This is a genomic window from Pedobacter sp. Leaf250 (assembly GCF_920984735.1).
Lineage (GTDB): Bacteria > Bacteroidota > Bacteroidia > Sphingobacteriales > Sphingobacteriaceae > Pedobacter.
In genome coordinates, this window is sequence record NZ_CAKLBU010000030.1 from 1 (window position 1) to 25087 (window position 25087).

The following is a 25087-nucleotide window of genomic DNA, read 5'->3' on the forward strand; positions in this document are numbered from 1 at the left end:
AAAATAAACAATTGAGTACTTAAAAAAAATCATTTATAATTGTAAAAGGAAAGTGGCCCGTTGATTCCCGAAATGACTGGCCCGCTATGCTCCGAAATCCTTGGCCCATCAATGCCGTTATACACACCTCAAGAGCGGTATTGGGGGGAGTTGTAGATACCGTACCACTGACGGACTTTCTCAGTGATAGATTTACGCAGACGTCAGAACGTAAAAAATGTTATGATATTTTGTTTTTCAGTTTACTATATATAGCAATCATTAGAGAGTTTACGTGTATTTGATAGTTGGGTTCTGTCACAGTAAAGGTTGATCGAGTCAAATTTTGTCTTAAATATTTTGCCCTTAGTGGTTACCTAGTCATTCTCATTAAAGCCTAAAACGAAATGATAATAATCCTTTTTATAGATTTTGTATCCTTACTGATGTGCGGTTGTAGTACTCAGAGGAACATCTACATAATGTATTGCTGGGGAGATCACTCCAGCATAAAAATCCCACTAGGTATATCGTATTTATTTGCTCTAGAAAGCCGAAATTTCTGATAACTGAGAGTTATGATCAGTCTGTGTTTTTACTGAACTGTTAACATTAAAAAAGGCACTGGTTATCGCACCCGATCAATGAATATGGGTGAAAACATAAGAATCTCTAACAGCTGATGCGGATGAAATTTGACCTAACTCTATCCCAACATGTAACACTAACCTGAGCATTATTCCAAATTCTAAAGCTATTTATGCCAATAGCTACTAAATTTTTGCTTCCATCGGCCATACTCAAACCCATCCTAATAAATTTTGATAAAAAGAAAATTATCCTTAGTAAAGCGTTTTGCAACTACTGCTCTGTTTTGATCGAAAATTTGGTTGGTACCAAGGGCATCTGGTAAAAGTGGGTCGTTGTTGTATCCTTGAATCAGATACCTCACCATTTTAGCCTTTCGCCTCTACGCCAATGAACTTTGAGTACTAGTTTACTACCTATTCTTGTAGCGGATCATTCCCATAATACAAATCATCTGGGTTTTCATATGGCTTTACATTATGTTGATTGCAGATTCTCTGTTAAATCTTGTAACTATTCGCGTATAGCCAAGCTAGTCTGCTATCTGAGGGCCCAATTTCTCGCCGGTAATTCCATTGTGTAAACTTGTATCTGGATAAATTAAACCCAGCCTCTCAAAATAATCCGGACAATTCTAGCCTCTCATTCCGCTCGGAAGAGGCTATCCTGAGCGGAAGAAATGGAACCATAAAGTTTCCGAAACGTAGTAAAAGCATAAATCAATAAAACCAGAAAGTAGACGGAATAAAGATTTTTCATATTATATTTTATAAAAATTAATAAGTTCAAAAATATGCAGATGCATCATGCAGAAGCCTGTTGCCATCGTAGCTCAATAAGATCTGATGCTTATCCTTTAGGTTCGTAAATGTTAAAATATTTTATTCATGCCAGAGTTGATACTCAGTTTATTTCCATACATCAAATTAACCTTATGCCATTTTATGAATTCCCTCACTTGGTTCTTCAGCACAATCTAGTTCTTTACAAATGAAAGAAAACTAGACAATTTATTAAAATTAATCTCGTTACTGAGTTCTTAATCCATTCGGCTGTGTCCTTATTTATAAACAATCTTGGTAAATACTAGCTCGTGATGTCTGAAGGTTCCATAATAGAAAATGCCGCTCTCCCGACTAGGCACATACAAACGTTTAAAAAACTGGCATGATCGGACTTGGTCCATTTTAGTAGCTTATTCAACTGCTCACCGAAAACAGCGGCGATATGGTAATTATAAACCAAATTTTCTTTTACAAATAATTCAAATCACGCTAATATGCGAAATGAGGGAATGAGCACCAATTGATTTGGAATATTAAGGCCTATACATTGCAAGATATTTTTTTAAACCTATTCTAGCCTGGTGTATATGTGTCTTAACAGTCCCAACAGGGATATCTAACTGGATGGCGATCTCTTCATATTTAAAACCCTCGAAGTATAATTGAAAGGGTATATTGTGCTCTTGTTTTATCGAAGCCATTGCTTTAGATATATCTTCCATTGCAAATGTTGTTGTTGAGTTATTTGTTGCTGCATTTTCATTAATTGAGCACTACTGATCTTATCATCCGTTGTTATGAGCTCCTTCTTTCTGGAGTTTTTCCTGAACTCATTTATAAATGTATTTTTCATTATGACATATAGCCAGCCTTTGAGGTTTGTACCCTTATCAAATTTTTCAGCAAACCTCATTCCTTTAATTAAAGTCTCTTGAACTAGATCTTTTGCATCACCTTCATCATTCGTGAATTTATATGCATGAGAGAGAAGGAACTCGGAATATTCGTTAAGTGTAGAAGTAAACTCAGTATGGTCCATAGTTAAAGATTAAAGTCTAAATTCAACGTTTAATTAGCGGAATGGTTTTATTTAGTTGGCAATAATCTATGCAGTAGATTAATAAAACTTAAGCTTGCATAATTATCATTACATGAAAAAAAATCCACTAAACGTTAGGGTATCAGCAATATAAGTGCTAATTGTTGTTTAAGAAGCAAACAGATAGCATATACTAGTATGGAATTGCAATAGTATACTAGAGATTTTTTTTCGTCAGATATTTTTTTTGAGAAGCATTCATTTAGATTCCTTTTGGATGCAAATTATGCGGCTCTTTTTCTGTTCATTATCGTTTTTTCAACCTCTAAGGGAGTCAAATAACCTAATGAGGAATGGATTCGTTTTCTGTTGTACCAAACCTCTATGTATTCAAATATTGCCAGGTATGCCTGTTGCTTAGTTTTGAAAGTTCTTTGATAAACCATCTCAGTTTTCATTGTTTTAAAGAAACTCTCTGCAACTGCATTATCCCAACAGTTTCCTTTCCTGCTCATACTCTGAATAATTGGTAATCCCATCAACTGCTGCCTAAACTCCAAGCAAGCATACTGAACTCCCTGATCAGAGTGAAATATTAGTTTATTCCCAATTCCCCGGTTTGCTTTTGCCATTCGGAATGCGCTAACAGTTGTATTTCTGGCTTCCATATTATCACTTAGTGACCAGCCAATTACCTTTCTATCCGCAAGGTCGATGACCGTTGTCAAGTAAACCCATCCAGCACCTGTGCGTATATAAGTAAGGTCCGAGACCCATTTTTCTCCTAGCCCTGTAGCCGAAAAATCTCTGTTGAGGACGTTTGCTGCCACAGGATGCACATGATTGGAATCCGTTGTTTTTACCCATTTCTTGCGTATAACACTTTGAATTCCTGCCTTCCGCATTATCTTGGCTACTCTTGGCCTGGATGCTTGGATACCTCTTTCAGCGAGCTTGGCAGAAATCCTTGGACTCCCGTAAACTTTTTTGCTCTCGCTATGTATCTAACTGATTTCTTTTAACAGAAAGACACTTTCAACTTGACGTTTGCCCTTGGGGTAATTTAACCAATAATAGAAACCACTATTGCTTACCATAAACACTCTACACATCATTTCAACTGGAAATATTCTTCGGTGCTCTCTTATAAATCCGAATATCTCCCGTCTCCCTTGGAAAAGATGCCGACCGCCTTTTTTAGAATATCGCGTTCCATTTGAGCATCTTTTAGCTCTTTTTGCAGCTTTTTAATCAGCTTCTGGTCTTCAGTCAATTCTGCTACTCCTTGACTGGACTCTGATTCCCGTTGTCTCCATTTACTCAAAAGAGTCTGGCTGATACCTAATTCATCAGCTACTTCTTTTACAGATCCTTTGGTGTAAGAAAGCTCTATAGCCATCTTTCTGAAGGATTCATCAAACACTCGTCTGCCCATATATTCAAATTTAAAAGTTTCTTTCTAAATCTGACAACTAAATCCCTCTAGTCAAATGTAGCAACTCCAAGTAGACAATCCATCAATCTAGAGTTAGGAGGGATTGTGCCTAATTACCTTCGGATTAAGGTAACAATAGTGCACGAATTAGGCTATGCTTACGCCTTTTTCTTGAGTCTAAGCATATAAATAGTCTCATACATTGGGATCTACATTATGTGTGATCGAGAGTTATTTTTTGATAGATGCTGACACCTCCCTTTGCCTAGCAAAATTTATAGTCCTGAAAAATCCTATTTTAAATAAGGTTAATTCCGTATCTACCCAAAACTAATAAATATGTTATAATTATGTTGTACAATTGATCAAAACGTAAAAGGATTGACATTGTGTTGGCGCGATGACTTTATAAGATAGATCGACTATTATGCGCGAGTACTCTCTTTTTCATGTTAATCTGATCTTAAAGGCTTGAGAGTACATATTTTGGTTTACTGCTAAAAAAGAAGACGTAAATCGAAAGCAAATTTTTGGGGATTTCTACATATCTAAAGGATTAGTGTAAAGGAATGATCACGTCGTTATAGATAATTAAATTTTAATCTAGCCCATAGGCATGAATATCGAATCAAAAAGCAAAAGCGTAGATAATTTAATGGACAGATTTTTCATAAATAATTATAACTTAAATGGCAACACCAAAAATTCATGTATTAAAGATGGCCGAAAAAGCATTAATATATTTAAAATATCATTCAGGATTATAAAGATTGGAAGTTAATTATGTAACTCAAATTATTTATGCACCACGACATAAAATTATGATATTAATACATGCAGTAATTTTAGTATGATAAACGGAATTGGAGTTAAAACAAAATTTAAAATTAAAGAGCTGTGCATTACTGCACAGCTCGAATCCTAAAAAACCGTCCCTGATTTGATGAGGAAGATCAAATATAGGGAAAACTTCATACAAAGTAATTGTATGATAATCTTTACAGAAATACTTAAATGGAACTACTAAATTTTATTACTTCTTATGCCGTAAATTAAATTTGTGTATCATACTCAAATAATAAAAGCTTGAAAATAAAGCCAATGATCTTTTGTAGTCCTTTCCGAAAATCATGAATATGTTTTATTGTAATTAGCATTTTATTGAAATGTTTTGATTACCTCCACAGGCTTTTATTTTAATGACGATTGATTCTACCCTAATTTTCGAGTTAATTAAACAGCGCAAATTTTACAATACACATCATGTTATAAATATTATTTTTCTTTAGACATATAAATTAGACAAAAAGCAAGTAATATGCTATGCATTTTGTAGTATATAATAATACATCATATCTGTTAACCATTTAAGTGTTTGATATTTAGTCCTTTAATTGTATAATATCATCTTAGTTAATATTATATTTGTGGTATCAATCACCGATAAAATGACAACAAAAATTAAATGTATAAAATTTGGATCAATTCCGAAATGCCCGAAATGCGGACATAACTATATTGATCGAATTAAGAGAAATTTTATATTTAGAACAATTCTTCCATTTATACCCGCAAAAAGATATAAATGTTACAGATGTTTTCATTCCTTTCATGCACTTAACATCAAAAATTAACGGGAATCTTCAATATATAAATGTTTAGCACTGACATACCTATAATAAATTTAATTGTGAGTAGGGAAAACCGTTTGTTAACTTGATAAAATGATATACATAAAAGTACTGATAATATAAGGCCAATGTATCTGCTTCAAAGCTTAGCCAGGTTCCAGCCTGTAATGACACTAAACTTAATTTTATTCCAGGTTATCTATTTACTTTTAAACGATTGAAAAACTATCCGGGGGTGTTTAACAATTAGCAAATGGATTAAATAGGTATATCTGCCAAATTAAAAACATCCTAAACCTTAATCGGAATTAGCACTTTAATATAAGTTTACTTTAAACTTGCGCCAAATAAACCTATACATTAAGAGTTCCTTCAATTAAAAACAAAAATATTTTACGGCTGCAATTATTTGGTTTGTTAAATAATTTGTAGTCAATAGATGTTTTAAAACTCTGGGGCTCATAATAAATCTATAATTTTAATGGAATTTTATAATAGTGGAGATCATTTAATGATTATTACTCTAATAAGATTGATTTGAGAATAAATAAATGTAAACATAAGTAGGTAAACGCAGTCAGCTCAAACAAATAGATTTTTAAAGTTATCAATTTAGACGGGGATATTTTCTTATTATTTGCAATCCTTAAACTATTGCGACAGTAATTTGTTGAATGAAGTTATATATTTACTTTTGCAAGTAAGGAAGGCCAAGATAATGAAATCATAAGATCAATTTTTTAAGTAGCATATATAAAAAATTTTAACTATTAAATATTTATTGTATTTTTGCCAAATAGTTAGGAGCACAACTATAACGGGACAAGATTATTACTTGGATAAGTAATATTCTACAATACACAAAAGCCTTTCAGAAATGAAAGGCTTTCTTATTTAAGCTTATATTTAAAATCTGTTTCTTATTTCCGCAGATATCCTTATCAATCGACACCCGATAAATCTGTTTAAGATGGTTTATTTGTCAATAACACACAGTTGTATATGTCTCGAGCCTTTCGGAGAATAAATAATTTTAACATTTGTTAATTTTGAAAAATTGTTGAAAATAAGGTTATTCTGGTTGGTTTTGTGAAAGAAATCAAATTTGGACCCTTTGTAAATAATGACCCCATTTTGAACGTTGAATTTCTGTTTTATCAATTAAATTTTGAAAACACTTATTTCTTTTAATTAATTATGATACCCCAAAAATGAAATTTTGCATAAATCTAAAACTTAGGGTGATATGAATAAATAAGAAATAAAAGCAATCCCATAAATATTATTAGCAGCATGAGTATAATATTAATTGAAGTTTAAAATACTATTGTTAGAATGAAACTATTCTTCTAAGCTTTTTACCAACAAAACTTGCAGTATTTAATACATAAATTCTTTAGTATATTCGCCCAAATTAATAAACTCAAATTATGTGTGGAATAGTAGGCTACATAGGCTATAGAGAAGCTTGGCCAATTGTATTAAAAGGTTTAAAAAGATTAGAATACCGCGGTTACGATAGTGCTGGCATCGCCCTAATGAATGAAAGCGGGCAACAAATTTATAAAAAAGCCGGGAAAGTTGCAGTTCTCGAAGATTTTGCCGAAAATCAGGATCGTACAGGATCTATCGGTATAGGCCATACCAGATGGGCAACCCATGGAGTTCCCTCAGATCGAAATTCTCATCCTCACACCTCTAATAATGGGAAGCTTTCTATCATTCATAATGGAATTATTGAAAACTATGCCACACTGAAAGAAGAACTACTTGAACGTGGGCATAAATTTAATAGTGATACTGACACAGAAGTTCTGATCCATTTTATTGAAGAAATTCAAGAAATAGAACGAATCGATTTATTGGAAGCTGTACGTTTAGCATTGCATGAAGTAAGCGGTGCCTATGCTATCGTGATTATGGACAAAGAAAATCCTGATCGACTAATTGCTGCAAGAAAGGGCAGTCCTATGGTGATTGGCGTTGGCAAGGGAGAATATTTCATTGCATCTGATGCTACTCCAATTATTGAATATACAAAAAATGTAATTTATCTAAAAGATAATGAAATTGCATTGATCACCAAAAATGATCTTTTGGTTAAGCAATTGGACAATGTTGTTCAAACCCCATTAATTCAAGAGCTGGAACTAAAACTAGAAATGCTTGGAAAAGGAGGATTTGATCATTTCATGCTTAAAGAAATATACGAGCAACCCCGATCGATAAAAGATTGTATGCGTGGCCGTATTTACCCTGAAGAAGGAAAAGTTCAACTGGGCGGAATCAAAGAATTTGCAGAGAAACTCAAAAACATAGATAGAATTATTATTGTTGCCTGCGGAACATCGTGGCATGCTGGTTTGGTTGGCGAGTATTTAATTGAAGAATATGCCAGAATTCCTGTAGAGGTAGAATATGCTTCGGAATTTAGATACCGTAATCCAATTATTACAGAAAAGGATGTGGTAATCGCCATTTCTCAATCTGGTGAAACTGCCGATACTATGGCTGCCATAGAGATGGCAAAAGAACGTGGAGCAACTATTTTTGGCATTTGTAATGTTGCCGGTGCATCCATTCCTAGATTATCACATGCAGGTGTTTACACGCATGCCGGACCAGAAATAGGAGTAGCGTCAACAAAAGCATTTACCGCACAGGTAACGGTATTAACACTGATGGCCTTCTACATGGCCCAACAAAAGGGAACCATTACCACTTCGAAAATGATTGAATTGTTGACAGAACTGGATAACATCCCAGAGAAAATTCAGCAAGCGCTTGAATCAAATGATATCATTAAAGAGGTTGCCGAAAAAATAAAGGATTCGACAAATTGTTTATTTTTAGGAAGAGGAAGTGGTTTTCCTGTTGCTTTAGAAGGCGCATTAAAACTTAAGGAAATCTCTTACATTCATGCTGAAGGTTATCCTGCCGCAGAGATGAAGCACGGACCAATCGCATTAATCGACGAGGAAATGCCTGTAGTGTTTATCGCTACACAAAATTCATCTTATGAGAAAGTAATTAGCAATATTCAAGAGGTTAAAGCAAGAAAAGGAAAAGTTATCGCTATTGTAACGCAAGGCGATACAGAAGTGAAGAAAATGGCAGATTATTGCATCGAAATTCCTGATGCCAATGAAGCGTTTTTACCACTCTTGGCAACCATTCCTTTACAATTATTATCGTATCATATTGCTGTGATGAGAGGCTGTAATGTTGATCAACCAAGAAATCTGGCTAAATCTGTAACAGTGGAATAGATTATTTAGTCCCACTTCTAAAGTGAAACTATATGAATTTTGGATTTCCATAAATATGCCGTTGCAACTATGATAAATGGTCTTTAATTTCATAAGGTTATTACTTAGTACTATCTTCTTTGTGGAACATTAAATCTAATGGCCGATGTAAATTAGATGTTTTAGTATTTGAAATCCTTAATATAAGAAATGTCTTGATCCATGGATTAATTAAAATTTCCGTTCGTCTTTTATCTGCAGGTCGAAACAATCAATATATTTAATAGGATGAATTGGATACAGCAGATTTTCAAATTATGCTAGTATAACATCGATTCATTTATTAAGTTAGCGCTGCATAAATAATTATTTAACTTATTTAAAAAGCTTGATATTTAAATAGTTATTGTCAAAATCAATGCTTCATAAGGTAAATGCGAAGGTATTAGAATTTATAAACTCGGTCGTTTACTCAACGGGATACAGGCTATTAAAAAAAATCTATGAAAAAATCCAAAGCAAATTCAGCGCTTCAATTGAACATCTGTTATTATTTTTAAAAAGTTTTTAATTTTAAATGGTTTAATCATGTAAGCATCACAGTACCGTTCAAAAAGTTCTGGCTGAATAAATGAAGTGCTGGTGACAATGATTTTTACATTTGAAATTTGCATGTCTGATTTTATATCCTTGCAAATATGATATATATCGACCTCTATAGAATCAGTTGCTATTATTACAATGTCAGGACTGAACTTTATAAAATGGCGCTTACCTTCTCGAGAGTTAGTAAATGATAGTACTTGATATGAATTTTCAAGACGCCTAGTCATCCTATTTAATACATCAAGGTCATTTTCAATTAATAATACTTTTAACATTAAATAATGTAGAATTTGCTAGTATAAAGATAATTATTTTAACAATAAAATTAGTTAATAATGTATATCGTTCTATGTATTTATGTAAGATAGGCTAGCTTCAATATTATATTTTTGATTTGAAGTTTCGTTAATTCACAAATGTATGGTTTTTAACATGAAATTTATTTTAGACGAATTATTGCTTTAAATGTTCGAATAAAAAAATAAGATCGTCCAATAATTTTTCTTAAAAATTGTCTTATAATTAATGGATGTGTTATTTTTGACAACTATGCTATATAATTTTACAATTTTAAATTTATTTGAAAATGCAGAAACTTTAATCATAGAAGTTGAGTGCATTGACTTACCTAATATCATTACGGATTCTCACATTTCTCAATGGCTTTATCTGGATAAGGTAACGTTCTCAATGATTAAATTATGGTTAAATTCAGTCAATTCGTCTTCAGATGTCGAGGAAAGATATTTCCAACAGGGCTATTTAAAATTCAATAATTTTGAAGCTACCTTTATCGAGAAATATAATTTATCACAAAATCAATTGCTAAACAATAAATATCATCAATTACCGAACCATACGCACCAATTGATTCAGGAATATTTAAGGCAGCCAATTTCCTGGAAATTTTTATAATTAAGATTGCTGTTAGTAACCACAACAAAGTTTAGATGAAGTAATATTTACAATGGTGATTCCAGAATAGGAAGGAGGCTCTTTTATTCTATTCAAATTTATTAATGAGTTTAATAGAATTAGGTTATAAAATGGAGTGAAAATTATTTGAATATTGTAGTTATCAAACTATACTTTAAAAGTCTCGTGAAAAATATTTTAGTTGTGCAACATTAAATAGTTTAAGTTACAATAAATGAAACCTACGCCCAATCTTGGTATATTAATATTCTAAACAGATTTATTTAGTATATAAATAAGATATTAGATCTAACTACTTCATTAACATATTAAGATAAGGATCTACTTAATATTAAGTTATTTGAATTGAAGATAATATATTTAAAACTAGCTAAAAATACTCATAAAGTAAGCTGGTAAATTGACTATGCATGTTAGCAATCGATAAATATAATTCAACAATAATTACAAAATATATGATAATTATTTTGAAACATTAATGAACAGTATCTATATCAGATTAGTATAATTCTAACCTATATACCAACACCATGAGTATTTTTATACTGTTTATTGGTTCATTCTTCGCATTTTCCTCCACTTATGTTTGGTTTGCTATTTCTCAGCTGAACAGGTGCCCAGTGATTGTAAGAAATTTTAAAACATTTTATCTTTTTTTTTAATAGTGAGAACACTGTTAAGTAAAATATTAATAATATACTTTCACTACTTAACGATATAAATATTCACGCGGCTTATTTGAAGAAATATATTTTAGAAAAATATTTTCATCTAAGAGTCATTATAATTTTAGGCAAAAATGTTAATTGCCGGAAATTTTCGAAGTTATTTTGCAGTTACAATTAAAAAAGCATAGTGGCTTACCACAGTTCTTTTAAATCAAGAAATATAAGCTTCATTAGGAATGAAAACTTATTAAAGGTGTAGGTTCATATTCTACAAATTATCAATTTAATAATTGGATAATTTATATAATAACAGAATATTCACGATGCTGTTCTAAATGCTGCCCTAAGCATAGCTAAATTATTCGAAAACAAATGCGCGAAAAAAATAAATAGTATTTTTAAAAGTTTGAATGCAAGATTTGTGAACATATGGTTGGCTATAACGTTCTTATTGTGAGAGATATGCAGGCTTTTTAATGGTCTTAATCAAAATACTGTCAAAAATCCTTGACATGATAATGCTAAATGTATCAAACCAATCTTGTATATATATCAAGTTATTTTAAGCTAATTAAATAATGGAGGATAAATACGAGAAATCTTCTCAACGGTAGCTTTTCTTGAACAGTATGACAAGAAAATCTTTTAAAGATTTGATTATTTAATTTTTAAAAAATTTGTAAAAACAATGTTATATTTACCGTCGTAAATTTAATTTTCTAGTCTTTAAGCTATTAATAGCTAAAGCTCTAGGTATTAGAAGGCCATTAAAAATTAACGTCCATTTAAACTATCTACTCTTGTTTAGTAAAATCAACATTGTCCCCCGCTGGCTTATTTTTGTAATAGACTTATGTATCTGTTTAATTTCCCTAGCCGTTGCTTATTTGGTCAGATACAATTTTGACCTTTCCAGCCTAAACTATACAGAATTCAGTCGAAATATTTTGGCGATATCAGTTATAAATGTTTTTGTTTTCTTCAGTTTCAGAACTTACACTGGCATTATCCGCTATACTAGTGCGCAGGATACATTTCGAATTTTGTTTGCAGTATTATCAAGCAATGGAATTTTTTTCTTTTTTAATCTCTTTATAATCGCATCTGGTAGCACAACCTATATTTCTAATACTTTATTAGTAATAAATGGACTTACTTCCTTTTTATTTTTAATTACATATCGTGTAATGACCAAATATTTTTTTATGTATATAAAGAACTTGAAATTAGATAAAAAAAAAGTAATTATATATGGAGCGGGTGAAGGCGGTTTAGCGACTAAACGTGTATTTGATCATGACGGGCGTGTAAACAAGGCAATTGTAGCATTTGTGGATGACGACGATCGCAAGGTAGGAAAGACTATAGATGGTGTCAGAATTTTGAGTACCAGTCGGCTGGAATCATTAGTAATAGATCATGAGATAGATGAAATTATTTTTGCTTCCTATAATATCCCAGTTGAGCAAAAGAACAAAGTAGTAGATTTATGCTTAGAAAATGATGTTCTAGTACTTAACATCCCGCCTGCAGATGTTTGGGAGGGTGGGAAAATCAGTCCTTCACAAATTCAAAGCATCAACATTGAAGATTTACTGAATAGAAAGCCAATTAAAATTGATATAAAAGGAATTCAAAACCAATTAAAGGATAAAAGAATCTTGATCACCGGCGCCGCAGGTTCCATCGGTAGTGAAATTGTCAGGCAATTGATGAAATTTGAAACGGGGCTCATCATTTTATGCGATCAATCTGAAACTGCACTTCATAATATTTACTTAGAGCTTGAGGAAACCCACAAAAATAATAACTTCCATGCTTTTGTTGGTGATGTAAGGGATGTTGTAAGAATGGAATATTTGTTTGACACTTATAAACCTCATTATGTTTATCATGCCGCAGCCTATAAGCACGTTCCGTTAATGGAGGATAACCCAGCGGAAGCAGTGAAAACAAATGTTTTTGGCACAAAGAATATTTCTGATCTTTCTGTAAAATACGGCGTACAAAAGTTTGTTATGGTTTCAACAGATAAAGCAGTAAATCCAACTAACGTAATGGGTGCTACTAAACGTATTGCTGAAATTTATGTGCAGTCTCTAAATAACTCTCTGCACTATAAAAATACGGTTTTTGCAAACGGACTTAGTTATATAAATGATTTAAAAATAAAACCTAATACTAGATTTATTACTACTCGTTTTGGGAATGTATTAGGTTCGAATGGTTCAGTTATACCAAGATTCAGGCAGCAAATTGAAAAAGGTGGACCAGTAACAGTTACGCATCCGGAAATTACTCGTTATTTCATGACCATTCCAGAAGCTTGTAGATTAGTTCTTGAAGCCGGCTGTATGGGATCTGGGGGCGAAATTTTCGTATTTGACATGGGAAAATCGGTGAAAATTGTAGAGCTGGCAAAAAAAATGATTCGATTGGCCGGATTGGTGCCTAATGAGGATATTGAGATCCAATACTCTGGCCTACGTCCAGGAGAAAAACTTTTTGAGGAGTTACTCAATGATAATGAGAATACAATGCCTACGCATCACGAAAAGATTATGATAGGTAAGGTGCGAGAGTATGAATTTTCCACAGTTGAAGAACAATTTCAAACCCTATTCGAATATGCTAAACATAATAACGATAGACAGGTCGTTATAGCTATGAAAGATATTGTAAAAGAATATAAAAGTATGAACTCAATTTTCGAAGAATTAGATCAAAAAGTTTAGTCAAGTGCTTTTGTAAAAACCATCACTTATTGAAGGGTGTGTCTAAAAAGCGTTCACATGAAACGAACGAATAATTTTGAGCTAGCAACAAGTTGTCAGCCTTATTGAAGGTATTCCTAAGATGTGAGAAATATTTTAAGCTCAACTCCTCAAGTTTATTGATGTTATAGTATTTATATTAAACCCTCTAACTTATCTAAAAAATGCCTCAATTTTAACATATAACGTAAAAAGTATGGCAGCTCTATTTCATAAGTTTTAGGTAAGTGATTTAAAGGAATAAGATTGGGTACTTTTATTACTATTATATAACACTGAGTTATTTAAAAACACCTTTAATTAAACTTACAATTCTTTTTAAATCATCATCCACTAAATTTGATCCTGAAGGCAGACATAAGCCATTTCTAAAAAGTAATTCTGAAACGCCATTACTATAAAACGGTGCATCACGAAATATAGGTTGCATATGCATAGGCTTCCATAAAGGTCTACTCTCAATATTATCTTGCAATAAGTCAAGATAAATATTTTTTTTGCTTATTTCTCTATTAAGTGTTGGCTCAACATATATGGTACTTAACCATCTATTCGTATAAAAACCTAAAGGCTCGTCTAAAAATTTTATAGAATCAATACCTGATAGCTCGCTTTTATAATAGTTAAAGTTAGCACGCCTTTTCTCAACATGGTTAGTTAGCACTTCCATTTGACCACGTCCAATCCCAGCACAAATATTGCTCATGCGATAATTATAACCGATCTTAGTGTGCTCATAATGATCAGCTTTATCTCTGGCTTGAGTAGCTAAGAACCTTGCTTCGCGTACATAATTTTCAGAATCTGAAATAAGTGCTCCGCCTCCTGATGTAGTAATTATTTTATTCCCATTGAAGGACAATATACCGAGATCCCCGAAAGTACCCATATTTTTACCATTTATATGAGAACCTAAAGCTTCAGCAGCGTCCTCAATAATTGGAATTTCAAATTCTTGCGATATTGCAGAAATCGCGTCCATTTTTGAGGGCATTCCATATAGGTGTACTGGGATAATAGCTTTAGGCTTCTTACCTTTAGCTAAACGGTCCATAATACACTCTCTTAACAAATCAGGGCAAATATTCCAGGTATCTTCCTCACTATCTACAAAGATAGGTACAGCACCAACATACTTTATTGGATTTGCACTAGCAGCAAAAGTCATTGATTGGCAAATAACCTCATCACCGGGCTGAACATTTAACATAATCAATGCTAAGTGAATGGCTGCTGTACCTGAACTTAATGCAGCCGCATGGCGTGCTCCGGTGAAACTAACCAAATCAGCTTCAAAGCCATCAACATTTGGACCTAATGGAGCAATCCAGTTTCCTTCGAAAGCTTCATTAACATACTTTTGCTCACTTCCTCCCATATGAGGTGAGGAAAGCCATATTTTATTGTTCATAGATGTTTGCTATTCACTATTTTTAATGAGTAAGAGCGATAGGAGAAATATTTATTTATGATAGCAAAATTCTTAATAATGATACCGTTAACTTGTGTAAAAATAATTAAAATATATTATTTAAAAGTGTTTTGATATATAAAATTTATTTTTTCTAACATTTTTTATAAAAAAAAAATTAATTTATTTTAAGGAATTATTACCTGCGTATATTTTATGTTATAAGTATTTTAATTTATCTATTCTTCACATCTTTTGATATTTTTATTACTTTCCCTGGATTACCAACTACGGTATAGCCATCTAGAACGTCCCTTAGTACGACTGCGCCAGCACCAATGGTACACCATTTTCCGATCGTAACATTTTGGATTATTGATGCACCTATACCTACGTGTGTGCCCTCCCCGATTTGCACGTTCCCTGCTAAAGCAGAGTTAGGAGAAATATGTACGAAATCTTTCAAAATACAATCATGATCTACTGAGGCATTAGTGTTGATTATGCAATGTTTACCAATAATAGCATCCGAATTTATTGTAGCACCTGCCATGATTACACTTCCTTCTCCAATAGTCGCTCTGGTAGAAACTGCAGATTTTGGATGAGATAAAACTTTATAATTAAAGTTGGTGTGACTTTCCACAATTTTTTTTCTGACTAAATTATTTCCTATTGAAATCACGATGCTAACAGCGCTAGCTGGAGACTCATGTACAACTTTGTATTCCAAAAATTTTGTTTTAGATAAATCATGGTCGATAAATGCGCTGATGATAATTTTATTCTCCTCAGCTATCTCAGCAATTACTTTCCCATGACCACTTGCTCCATATAGATACATAGTGAATTATTCTTTAATTGTTGCCATTAAATACATCCGAGGTTGCATGTCCCTTCTTTGCAATTCCCTCCCTATTAAAAACTTTTTTAAATGTTCTAAGAAAGATTTTGAGGTCTAATGAAAAAGACAAATGATCTACATACCAAACATCCATTTCAAGTTTTTTGCTCCATGAAATGGAATTTCTACCATTAACCTGTGCCCAACCTGTGATTCCAGGGCGAACATTATGTCTTCTTTTCTGAACTTCAGTATATAGAGTTAAATATTGTATCAATAAGGGACGTGGTCCAATTAGGGACATATCACCCTTTAAAACATTTATTAGCTGGGGTAACTCGTCTAAAGAAGTTTTACGAACGAACGACCCAATAAATGTTAATCTTTCAGCATCCGCCAACAGATTTCCATGTTTATCTCTCCTATCATTCATTGTTTTAAATTTTATAATTTTAAATAGCTTTTCTCCTAAGCCTGGTCGCTCTTGAAGGAAGAAAGGTTTACCACTATTGTCGAAACATAATCCAACAGTTATAATAATCAAAAATGGGCTTAAGAGTATTAATCCAATTAAGGCAACAATAAAATCAATAGATCTTTTTATAAAAATTTTGTACATCCTATATTTTTTCCATGATCAAATTGTATGATCTATCAACTAAATATTCATTGACTAAAAGGGTATGAGCATTGTGCCCTAAAATTTTTAAATCACTATGAATAAGCATATCCATTTTTTTCTGCATATCATTCTGATCTCCAGCAACGACTTTAAATCCACAATTCGCTTTCTCTATAATAGCTCCTAAATCTGTATTTGGATCAGTAGCAGCAAGAACGGGTAATTTCATCTCTAAATACGATAATAATCTAGAAGGAAAATTAGGTATTAAGAAGTTTTTGTCTAAGAAAATTAAACCTACATCACAGGAGGCTAACAACGTATCATAATCTATTTTGATTAGCCGTTGCAAAAGTTTTGCATTAGCTGGTTTGTTGTCCCTGAACCAATTTTGAATTTTAGTAAATTCGGTACCGTCCCCTATGATCAGAAAAAATATATCATGAAATGTTGTTGCCAATATAGTTTCCAACAAAAAATCTAAACCTTGTGGTTTTCCTAAATTCCCACCATAAACAAAAATTTTCTTATCTATTGGAACATCATATTTTTTACGGATGAATATTTTTTGTTCAACAGAAAAGTTAAAGATAACAGGCTCAATAGTATTTGGATTCACCTCAACTTTCTTAGTTTTAATTCCAATGTTATGGTCCAGTATAAAATTAACATTTGCAGGTGACATACATCCTATTGTATCCGAAATTTGGTATAATTTTCTTTCCTTTTTTAAAAACAGCTTATGAAGAATACTATTTTCCTTTAGCATCTTCATATCGACTGCATTTTGAGGAAAAATATCTTTTAAAAGTAGATAAGACTTCGCACCGTCTTTTTGTTTTATATATTCGATAACCTTTCCGAAGGTAATTGGAGGTGTAGAATATAAAACTAAATCAAACTTTGTATGTGAAAGATACTTTTTAATTGCTGAAAGATATTGATATTCTATGGCAAAAGTACCAATTCCTTTTTCGACAATATTGGTCTTCTGAATATTAAATGTTTTAACTCTCAAAATTGAAACGCCCTCTTTCTGGGCGAAACTGGTAGAAATAGACATTCTTCTTTCGACTGGTGTTACCACAGTAATATCATGACCCTCTTTACGAAATTTTCGTATTAAATCCTGATATATGCCCCGTTCTTCCACAGAATTGATTTCAATTAAAGTTAGAAAAAGTATGTTCATTACAAATTATATATGCTGATAATATCTAATACAGAATGGATTCTATGTTTACCTAATTTATTCTGACCAAACAATTCTTTTTATATAATCGGTATAAGATATTATTATTCTAACCATCTTATCTGAAACATTTGGTATTGAGTAGTCTAGTACTGGTCTAAAATTCCTCTCTGAACCTATTTTTTGCTCTAATACCTGTGTTAAACCTTGTAGTATACGTTGCGAAGATAAACCAACCATCATTACGCTCGCTTCTTCCATTGCTTCTGGTCTTTCATGTGCCTGACGAATATTCAGGGCTCTGAAATTTAATATAGAAGACTCTTCAGAAATTGTACCCGAATCTGATAAAACTACGTAAGCTTTTTTTTGCAATGCATTATAATCATGAAAACCTAATGGTTTCAAGAACTGAATATCTGGATGCATATCTATTTGCATCCTATCAATCATGTTTTTCGTTCGTGGATGAGTAGAAACAATAATTGGCAACCGATATTTGTCTGCTATGGCATTTAAAGAATCCATTAAATTTCTAAAATTCTTTTCTATACTTATATTTTCTTCTCGATGTGATGAAACTACAAAAAACTTCCCTTCCTCTAGATTTAACTTTTCAAGAATATTCGAGGAATCAATTTGTGGTAAATAATAATTTAATACCTCGAACATAGGAGAACCGGTTTTGATAACTCTGTCTGCTGGAATACCCTCCCTTAAAAGATACTCCCTAGCAATGTTAGAATAGGGTAAATTGATATCTGAAATATGATCGACAATTTTCCTGTTAGTTTCTTCTGGCACGCGTTGATCAAAACACCTATTTCCTGCTTCCATATGAAAAACAGGAATACGCCTTTTTTTTGCTGGTATGGCACATAAACATGAATTTGTATCTCCTAGAACCAAGAATGCGTCTGGACATAATTTTTCTAGTAATGGATCAATTTTTATTAAAATATTGCCAACTGTTTCTGTAGCCGTCTTTCCTGCAGCTTCCAAAAAGTAATCTGGTTTACGAAGACCTAAATCTTCGAAAAAAATTTGGTTTAATTCGTAATCATAGTTTTGTCCAGTATGAACAATTATGTGTTCAATTGCTTCTGATGTATCTAAGGCATCTAATACTCTAGATAATCTAATTATCTCTGGTCGTGTTCCTACAACCGTCATTACTTTAAGTTTTCTCATTATGCGGCTTTTACTATTCATGTTACTTCTCAGCATTTGCTAAATTAAGTTGTTTATGAAATTATATTTCAAGAAAATAAGTATCAGTATTTTCAGGGTTAAACGCTTCATTTATCCAGAAAATGGTAAATAATTCTTCTTCTCCGATATTTTTTATATTATGTGTATACCAAATTGGCATATCAACATAAGCTGGTTCAATTCCATCAACGTAAAAGTCCAGAATTTCATCATTATCGATTTTTCTTAATTGAATTAATGCTTTTCCCTTAATAACAGCGAATCGTTCAATTTTTCTCGTGTGATAATGATTTCCACGTGTTATGCCCGAAACTGTTGTCGAAAATGAACATTGTCCTCCAATACCGAGACGAATCACCTCCACAAAAGCTCCTCGAGGGTCTATGTGTTGTGTAAATTTTATGGGATAATGTGTTGCGTAATCAATATAAGACCTGAAAGTATTAAATAAGTTATGTTCAAACGAACTATTAATTAAAGGAATTTCCCCGCCATCAAAATATTTTATTTTGAAATCATTCAATAATGCTAAAACTTCAGACACATTTTTAGTTGAAGTTGCATTAATAAAAAATTCGGGTTCATTGCTGCACTCTTTAATTTTATCAATAATAATATCAACTAGTTCCTGAACATAAATTAATTTTACTTCTCCGTCTGTTACAATAGTCGGCACATCGCCATGAGTTAATTGGTAACAAAATGTAGAAATAAATGAATTATAGAAAGGCTTGCCGAAAGCTCCAAAAACATTTGGAATAATTAATCCTGTAATTTTGCCATCGTTTTCCGTGGCCCAGTTTGCTAGAGCTTCTCTCCCTGCCTTTTTTGATTTTGCATATAAATTATCTCTTTCCTCTTGGGTAGAGGAAGAAAAAATAACATGAGCTTTAGAACCTGTTCTTTCTAATGAATCAATTAATATTTTAGTTAAGCCTACATTTGTTTCATATATAAATTGCTCCCTTTCATGACGATTCATCGCGGCTAGGTGGATGATTACATCACATTGCAAGACAAAGTCATCCAGTTCGCCCTCATTTACAAAATATTCTTTATGAAAATCAATTCTTTCAAAATCTCCTGGAAATAATCCCAACGTATTATATAAATGTCTGCCGACAAAACCATTTTGACCTGTAATTCCTATTTTCTTCATGAGTTATGTTTAGCTTTTAATTTTGCAATTAATTTCATTAAAATAATTTAAATCATATCTATATTCATCATTTACTTCACCCAATCTATGATCTGTTAAAATCAAGAGTTTACTTCCTAAGTATTCGGACTTAATCGCAGTTATACAGCCTGCGGGAATGTGCAGATAAGTTAATACTTCATCGGTCAAACAATATTTCTGAATTGTTAAATCTCTCGATGGCTTCATAAAATCATCAACTTTAATGACTAAAATTTCAAAACTTCCATTCATACAGGCAAACCATCGTTGTTCTATTTTATGACCCTGCCAACCCCTAATAAATGTCGGTGAATGATTTTCAATGGTATAAATTCTTGTAATTCCTGATGCATCGAATTCATTATTGAATGTAAGAATTCCTCGATCATCTTTATGACTTTTTCCCTGAAGTAACACTATAGGATATTTTGATTTACGGATATTGCATTACGTCTTCTCCAAAAACTTCTTTTCGAATTAATGGCAAAGTAGAGATCAGCCTTTTAAGACCTTCAACTCCTTGTTGTTGTGTATTGTGCGAATGATAATCTTCAATTTGGGCAACTTCCTCCTCACCCTCAAAGAAATACTGTGCATAATTTAAGTCGCGGTTATCTGCAGGAACACGATAGAAATTACCCATGTCTTCGGCTTTTGACATTTCTTCCCGGGTACACAATGTCTCGTATAATTTCTCGCCATGACGAGTTCCAATCACTTTAATAGGTACTTCCTTGCCTGTTAATTCAATTAATGCTTTGGCTAAATCACCAATGCTTCCTGCTGGAGCCTTATTAACAAATAGGTCTCCAGGGTTAGCATGTTCAAAGGCAAATAGAACCAAATCGACTGCATCTTCTAAAGACATAAAAAATCTAGACATGTTAGGATCTGTGATTGTAATTGGACTGCCTTTCTGAATCTGATTTAGAAATAAAGGAATCACAGAGCCCCGCGATGCCATAACGTTTCCATAACGTGTTAGACAAACCACAGTTTCTGTTGTATTTCTTGATTCTGCAACAGCCACCTTTTCCATCATTGCCTTGGAAATTCCCATGGCATTAATTGGATATGCTGCTTTATCTGTTGAGAGGCAAATAACCTTCTGAACTTTGTTTGCCGTTGCTGCCCGAATAACATTCTGTGTTCCTTCGACATTTGTTTTCACCGCCTGCATTGGGAAAAATTCACATGAAGGGACCTGTTTAAGGGCTGCTGCATGAAATACGTAATCAACACCCCTTGTCGCAGGCTCAACACTTGAATAATCTCTAACATCGCCGATATAATATTTAATCTTATCGTTTTTGTATTGATTCCTCATGTCATCTTGTTTTTTCTCATCACGAGAGAAAATACGAATTTCTTTGAAATGGTCTGTGTGTAGAAATCGATTGAGAACAGCAGTTCCGAACGAGCCCGTACCTCCCGTAATTAGTAGTGTTTTATTTTGAATTTCCATGCTCTTTAATAAGCTTTTTAATAATATTAAGATAACTATTTGTTCTGTCCATGCTTGTTCCGAAACGTTTTAAGTTCGCAGTTCCTTTCCTTACCAGTAAATTTGTAAGACTTTCGTCAGTTATAAGTCGAAAGATAGCTTCGGCATAAGATTCAGGATTTATTGGTTCACAAAAAAGCGCAGAATCTCCACAGATATCTTGAGAAAATTCTAAATCTGATGCTATTATAGGCTTTTTCATCCACATTGCTTCCAAGTATGTAGCAGAAAATACTTCTAAGAGTGTCGGAATAAAAACAATATCGGAATGCTTATACAGTGAAGGAATTTTTTCTAAATCGACCTTTCCTAAATATTCTATATTTTCGTTGCAGAATTCAGGCAAATTTATGTCATTTTTATTCAGTGTAATTAAAAATTTGAAATCTTTCAAATCGAATTTGTCTTTGAGTATTCTAATGACATCTGGTAATATCAACATGTTTTTATGCTGATAATTTGCAGTCAAAAATAAAATATTACATGAACCTAATGGCAAATTTTCGAAATCAATCCAATGATCGGGTTTTGTGAAAATTTCATTAAGTGTATTTCCAACCGTAAAAGTATATTTTTTGAATTTTTTTTTACGAGAAAAAATCCTTCTTGCATTTTCCGTTTCAAATATCAAAGCATCAGCATACTTTTTAAAGGCATAGGTTTTAATCACAGATAATATTCTATAATAAATTCTTTCCTTCAAGGATATCTGTTTGAAGAAGGGTGACTCTGGATAAATAATAAAAGGAATGGCAAATCCAACTAATTTAGGGAATTTGCTTTTATGATATGAAGGGCCAAAAAGCGTAAAAATACAATCAGGATTTACAGTATCTTCTATTTTTTTAACGCTGGTAATTCTTTTCGCTTTAGACTTTTCTTCAGATTTATCTAAATGATAAAATTTAAAATTATCTGGAAAAATTTTATCATCAACAATTTCAGAACAATTAACTGATTGGATCACATGAAAATCATCCAAAAGATTCATGTTCTTCAAATCTCTAAGAAAAGAGGCTGCAACTTGCATACCGCCCCCGGCAAAAAGATTAGAATTATCAATTATTAATTTCATTTCTTTAAGCTTTTTATAAACGTTATAAGATTTTGTGCTGCTTTTTTTCTTGTAAAAGATGCTGAAACTATTTCAAAAGATTTTTTACCCATTTCTTCTAATTTTGAAGTTTCAGTCATTGCAATTTTATTTATGTTTGCAATCAAGTCATCTTCCACAATTTCGTTTATGATCCAGCCATTTTCACTCTCTAAAATGAGATCTTTGGCATTTCCTGCTTTTGAAGAAATTAAAAGGGATTTTTTCAGAAATGCAGCTTCTATCGCACTTAAAGGATTAGGGTCCGATTTTGTGGGAAGTGCAAATACATCAGCAGCAATTAGATATTCTTTTACTTCTTGTGCTTCTAATTGACCTGTAAGGGTATAACTATCTGAAAAATTGTCTGCAGTTATTTTTTCTTTCAGGATATCAAAAAATTCCCCACTACCTATTTGTACAGTGTAAAGATTTTTGAAATTTGATTTTTTAAACGCATTGTAAAATTCTAAAACACCTTTCCGCCGATCTAATGAGGATACTAAAACAATTATTGTTTTGTCTAAAGGTAAGTTTTTTTTATTCCGGCTATTAATTTTTGAATCATTACTGGAGAGTGAGAAAAATTCTTCGTCGACCGTGTTGGGCAGGAAGCCTATAATTGCATCATTATTATAATGGTGAATATATTCTTTTGACTTTAAATTTGGCACTACGAAGTACTTAATATTATTTAATGTTTTTCTCCTAAAAAGATCTACATATCTATTTGAACTTATTTGTGCATCAATGTGCCCCTCACTCCAAAAAAGAATGGGACAGCTAAAATTATGTCTGTTTAAGAGGACATTTATAGTCGCAGGCGCATTCCAACTCCCTGCTAGCAATATACTGTCAGGTTTCAGCTTTTTCAAACACGAAATCAAGCCAAAATTTATATGTGGATAAAATCCTTTAAATTCCGGATGGAATCCTTTCAAAAATGTATATGAATATTTATTCTGTTCTGCGTTAAATTTCCAAAATCTTCCAGGCTCAGTTTTAGCACAGTAGATCACATGCAAACTTTCATCAAATTGTACTAATTCTTCCTCAAGCACGTTGAAAAATGATGTTCTATAGGGCGTTGGTATATTTGTGACTACTACTAACATAATTGGTTTTATAAAATAGTTTCAGTGTTAAAAGCAAAAATACTAACAATGTTACATTTTGTGGTAAATAACCGCGAGTAATTTCTTGAAACATAACCATAGCAATCATTACGATCACTACACGCCCTCTTGGCTCATTTAGAACTGTTCTTTTTGAAATATAACCTATAAATACGCCTAATACTGTCATGAAAAATATGATTCCGAAAATACCAAACGCAATATAAAATTCTATAACATTTGATACAGCTGCGCCAGCATATCTCCCTTCCTTTGAATTAAATGATTTCTTAATTATATCACTTTGTGGTATACTGGGCTTTTTATTGTTCTCAAAAAAAGATGCAGGGATGATTCTGATTAGGATATGGGCAAACATAGATTCCCCATAATCAAAGTCTATATTATTATCTCTCATATATTTTACTACCAGCATTTCAGTCTTATAATTATCAGTTTGATTCATTATTAATTGGTAGGGGGAAAGACCATTTTGAACCTTTGATTCAAAAGTAACGTTATTAAATTCTAACGTTTTCAAAGCAGTTCTATTTAATGTTATAAAATTGACAGCATATGAAATAATGGAGCCAATTAAGATCCATTTAATAATAGTTTGAAGTGAGAGACGACTTGTTACAACAAAATGATAGATAATGCCAATAATTAGCAATAATATCCTATACCTAAAACCTAAAAGCATATAGCAAAAAATTGTAAGTCCCATTAATAACCATTGCCATGGCTTGTTAAAACTTTTCTCATATATTATGATAATGAAAGCTAAGATTAAGGAATCACCAAGAAACATCAAGTAGTTAAAAATTCCGCCACCATACGCGTCTTCATCAACATTCCTTTTGATCATTGCCACCAAGGAAATGAAAAATAGCCATGTGTAATACTTGTAGTTAGGATTTAGAAAGGTGTTTTTTTTTGACACCAATTGTATTTGGGTAGTTTTAAAAGAGATGTTATAGCCTACTAATAAAAAAAAGATCCCGATACAATATAATTGTAGCGTATCGTAAAATCCATCCTTAAAATTACCGCCAAGATGATAGTATCTATTCAAACTTATAGAATTCAGAGGCCCTAAAAAAAAGCAGATGAAATAAACAATAAGAATAAAAAACATCAAAAAATGTTTCCTAAAATCTTTTGTTACAATAAATAAACCTGATAAGAATAAACCTCCGAGTATATAAAATTCCATAGTTTTTTA

The 25087-nt window shown here is 32.3% G+C and carries 19 protein-coding genes; 3 read left to right on the forward strand and 16 right to left on the reverse strand.

The features are described 5' to 3' along the window. Positions 1–1885 precede the first annotated feature (1885 nt). The 4 genes from LUA91_RS20810 to LUA91_RS19430 all read right to left on the reverse strand — a co-directional run bounded on the left by LUA91_RS20810 (position 1886) and on the right by LUA91_RS19430 (position 3826). Positions 1886–2074, reverse strand: coding sequence for an RNA polymerase sigma factor (locus tag LUA91_RS20810; RefSeq protein WP_370633680.1), 189 nt, complete (start codon positions 2072–2074; stop codon positions 1886–1888). Beyond that, the gene (locus LUA91_RS19420; RefSeq protein WP_370633681.1) at positions 2041–2391 is read right to left on the reverse strand and encodes a sigma-70 family RNA polymerase sigma factor; all 351 of its coding nucleotides are present in this window, start codon (positions 2389–2391) and stop codon (positions 2041–2043) included. The genes LUA91_RS20810 and LUA91_RS19420 overlap by 34 nt, the downstream gene beginning before the upstream one ends. A 284-nt stretch (positions 2392–2675) precedes the next feature. Further along, positions 2676–3395 (reverse strand): IS3 family transposase, encoded by a 720-nt coding sequence (locus LUA91_RS19425; protein WP_255717838.1) that lies wholly within the window; start codon positions 3393–3395, stop codon positions 2676–2678. Between the two features lie 140 nt (positions 3396–3535). Further along, positions 3536–3826 (reverse strand): transposase, encoded by a 291-nt coding sequence (locus tag LUA91_RS19430; RefSeq protein ID WP_231427772.1) that lies wholly within the window; start codon positions 3824–3826, stop codon positions 3536–3538. Positions 3827–6887: 3061 nt separating this feature from the next. Here LUA91_RS19430 and glmS point away from each other — a divergent pair. Beyond that, positions 6888–8726 carry a glutamine--fructose-6-phosphate transaminase (isomerizing) gene (gene glmS, locus LUA91_RS19435; protein WP_231427773.1) on the forward strand — a complete coding sequence of 613 codons (1839 nt, stop codon included), beginning with the start codon at positions 6888–6890 and terminating at the stop codon, positions 8724–8726. Between the two features lie 503 nt (positions 8727–9229). Here the strand turns inward: glmS and LUA91_RS19440 are convergent. Continuing rightward, the gene (locus LUA91_RS19440) at positions 9230–9586 is read right to left on the reverse strand and encodes a hypothetical protein (RefSeq protein ID WP_231427774.1); all 357 of its coding nucleotides are present in this window, start codon (positions 9584–9586) and stop codon (positions 9230–9232) included. A 250-nt stretch (positions 9587–9836) separates the two neighbouring features. Here LUA91_RS19440 and LUA91_RS19445 point away from each other — a divergent pair, with 250 nt between their 5' ends. Together LUA91_RS19445 and LUA91_RS19450 are read left to right on the forward strand one after the other, a co-directional pair. Beyond that, a complete protein-coding gene (locus tag LUA91_RS19445) occupies positions 9837–10226 on the forward strand; it encodes a hypothetical protein (RefSeq protein WP_231427775.1) in 390 nt (129 codons plus the stop codon). Positions 10227–11715: 1489 nt separating this feature from the next. Further along, positions 11716–13650, forward strand: a complete 1935-nt coding sequence (locus LUA91_RS19450; RefSeq protein WP_231427776.1) for a nucleoside-diphosphate sugar epimerase/dehydratase — start codon at positions 11716–11718, stop codon at positions 13648–13650. A gap of 319 nt (positions 13651–13969) precedes the next feature. Here LUA91_RS19450 and LUA91_RS19455 read toward each other — a convergent pair whose 3' ends face one another. From LUA91_RS19455 to wzy, 11 genes are all read right to left on the reverse strand, one after another. Further along, complete coding sequence (locus LUA91_RS19455; protein ID WP_231427777.1) at positions 13970–15100, reverse strand: aminotransferase class I/II-fold pyridoxal phosphate-dependent enzyme; 1131 nt, start codon at positions 15098–15100, stop codon at positions 13970–13972. Between the two features lie 235 nt (positions 15101–15335). Beyond that, positions 15336–15944: an acetyltransferase gene (locus LUA91_RS19460; RefSeq protein WP_231427778.1), complete on the reverse strand. Its 609-nt coding sequence runs from the start codon at positions 15942–15944 to the stop codon at positions 15336–15338. Between the two features lie 13 nt (positions 15945–15957). Further along, positions 15958–16563 carry a sugar transferase gene (locus LUA91_RS19465; RefSeq protein ID WP_231427779.1) on the reverse strand — a complete coding sequence of 202 codons (606 nt, stop codon included), beginning with the start codon at positions 16561–16563 and terminating at the stop codon, positions 15958–15960. Position 16564: 1 nt separating this feature from the next. Beyond that, the gene (locus tag LUA91_RS19470; protein WP_231427780.1) at positions 16565–17758 is read right to left on the reverse strand and encodes a glycosyltransferase family 4 protein; all 1194 of its coding nucleotides are present in this window, start codon (positions 17756–17758) and stop codon (positions 16565–16567) included. 57 nt (positions 17759–17815) lie between these two features. Next, a complete protein-coding gene (gene wecB, locus LUA91_RS19475; protein WP_231427781.1) occupies positions 17816–18949 on the reverse strand; it encodes a non-hydrolyzing UDP-N-acetylglucosamine 2-epimerase in 1134 nt (377 codons plus the stop codon). A gap of 61 nt (positions 18950–19010) precedes the next feature. Next, entirely contained in the window at positions 19011–20129 is a 1119-nt protein-coding gene (locus tag LUA91_RS19480; protein WP_231427782.1) for an NAD-dependent epimerase/dehydratase family protein, read from the reverse strand. Between the two features lie 9 nt (positions 20130–20138). After that, positions 20139–20567, reverse strand: coding sequence for a WxcM-like domain-containing protein (locus tag LUA91_RS19485; RefSeq protein ID WP_231427783.1), 429 nt, complete (start codon positions 20565–20567; stop codon positions 20139–20141). A 16-nt stretch (positions 20568–20583) separates the two neighbouring features. Beyond that, complete coding sequence (locus tag LUA91_RS19490; protein WP_231427784.1) at positions 20584–21615, reverse strand: polysaccharide biosynthesis protein; 1032 nt, start codon at positions 21613–21615, stop codon at positions 20584–20586. Continuing rightward, positions 21599–22729, reverse strand: a complete 1131-nt coding sequence (locus tag LUA91_RS19495; protein ID WP_231427785.1) for a glycosyltransferase family 4 protein — start codon at positions 22727–22729, stop codon at positions 21599–21601. The genes LUA91_RS19490 and LUA91_RS19495 overlap by 17 nt, the downstream gene beginning before the upstream one ends. After that, entirely contained in the window at positions 22726–23862 is a 1137-nt protein-coding gene (locus LUA91_RS19500; protein WP_231427786.1) for a glycosyltransferase family 4 protein, read from the reverse strand. Before LUA91_RS19500 ends, LUA91_RS19495 begins: the two co-directional genes overlap by 4 nt. Continuing rightward, a complete protein-coding gene (gene wzy / locus LUA91_RS19505) occupies positions 23825–25078 on the reverse strand; it encodes an O-antigen polysaccharide polymerase Wzy (RefSeq protein WP_231427787.1) in 1254 nt (417 codons plus the stop codon). Before wzy ends, LUA91_RS19500 begins: the two co-directional genes overlap by 38 nt. Positions 25079–25087: the final 9 nt, after the last annotated feature.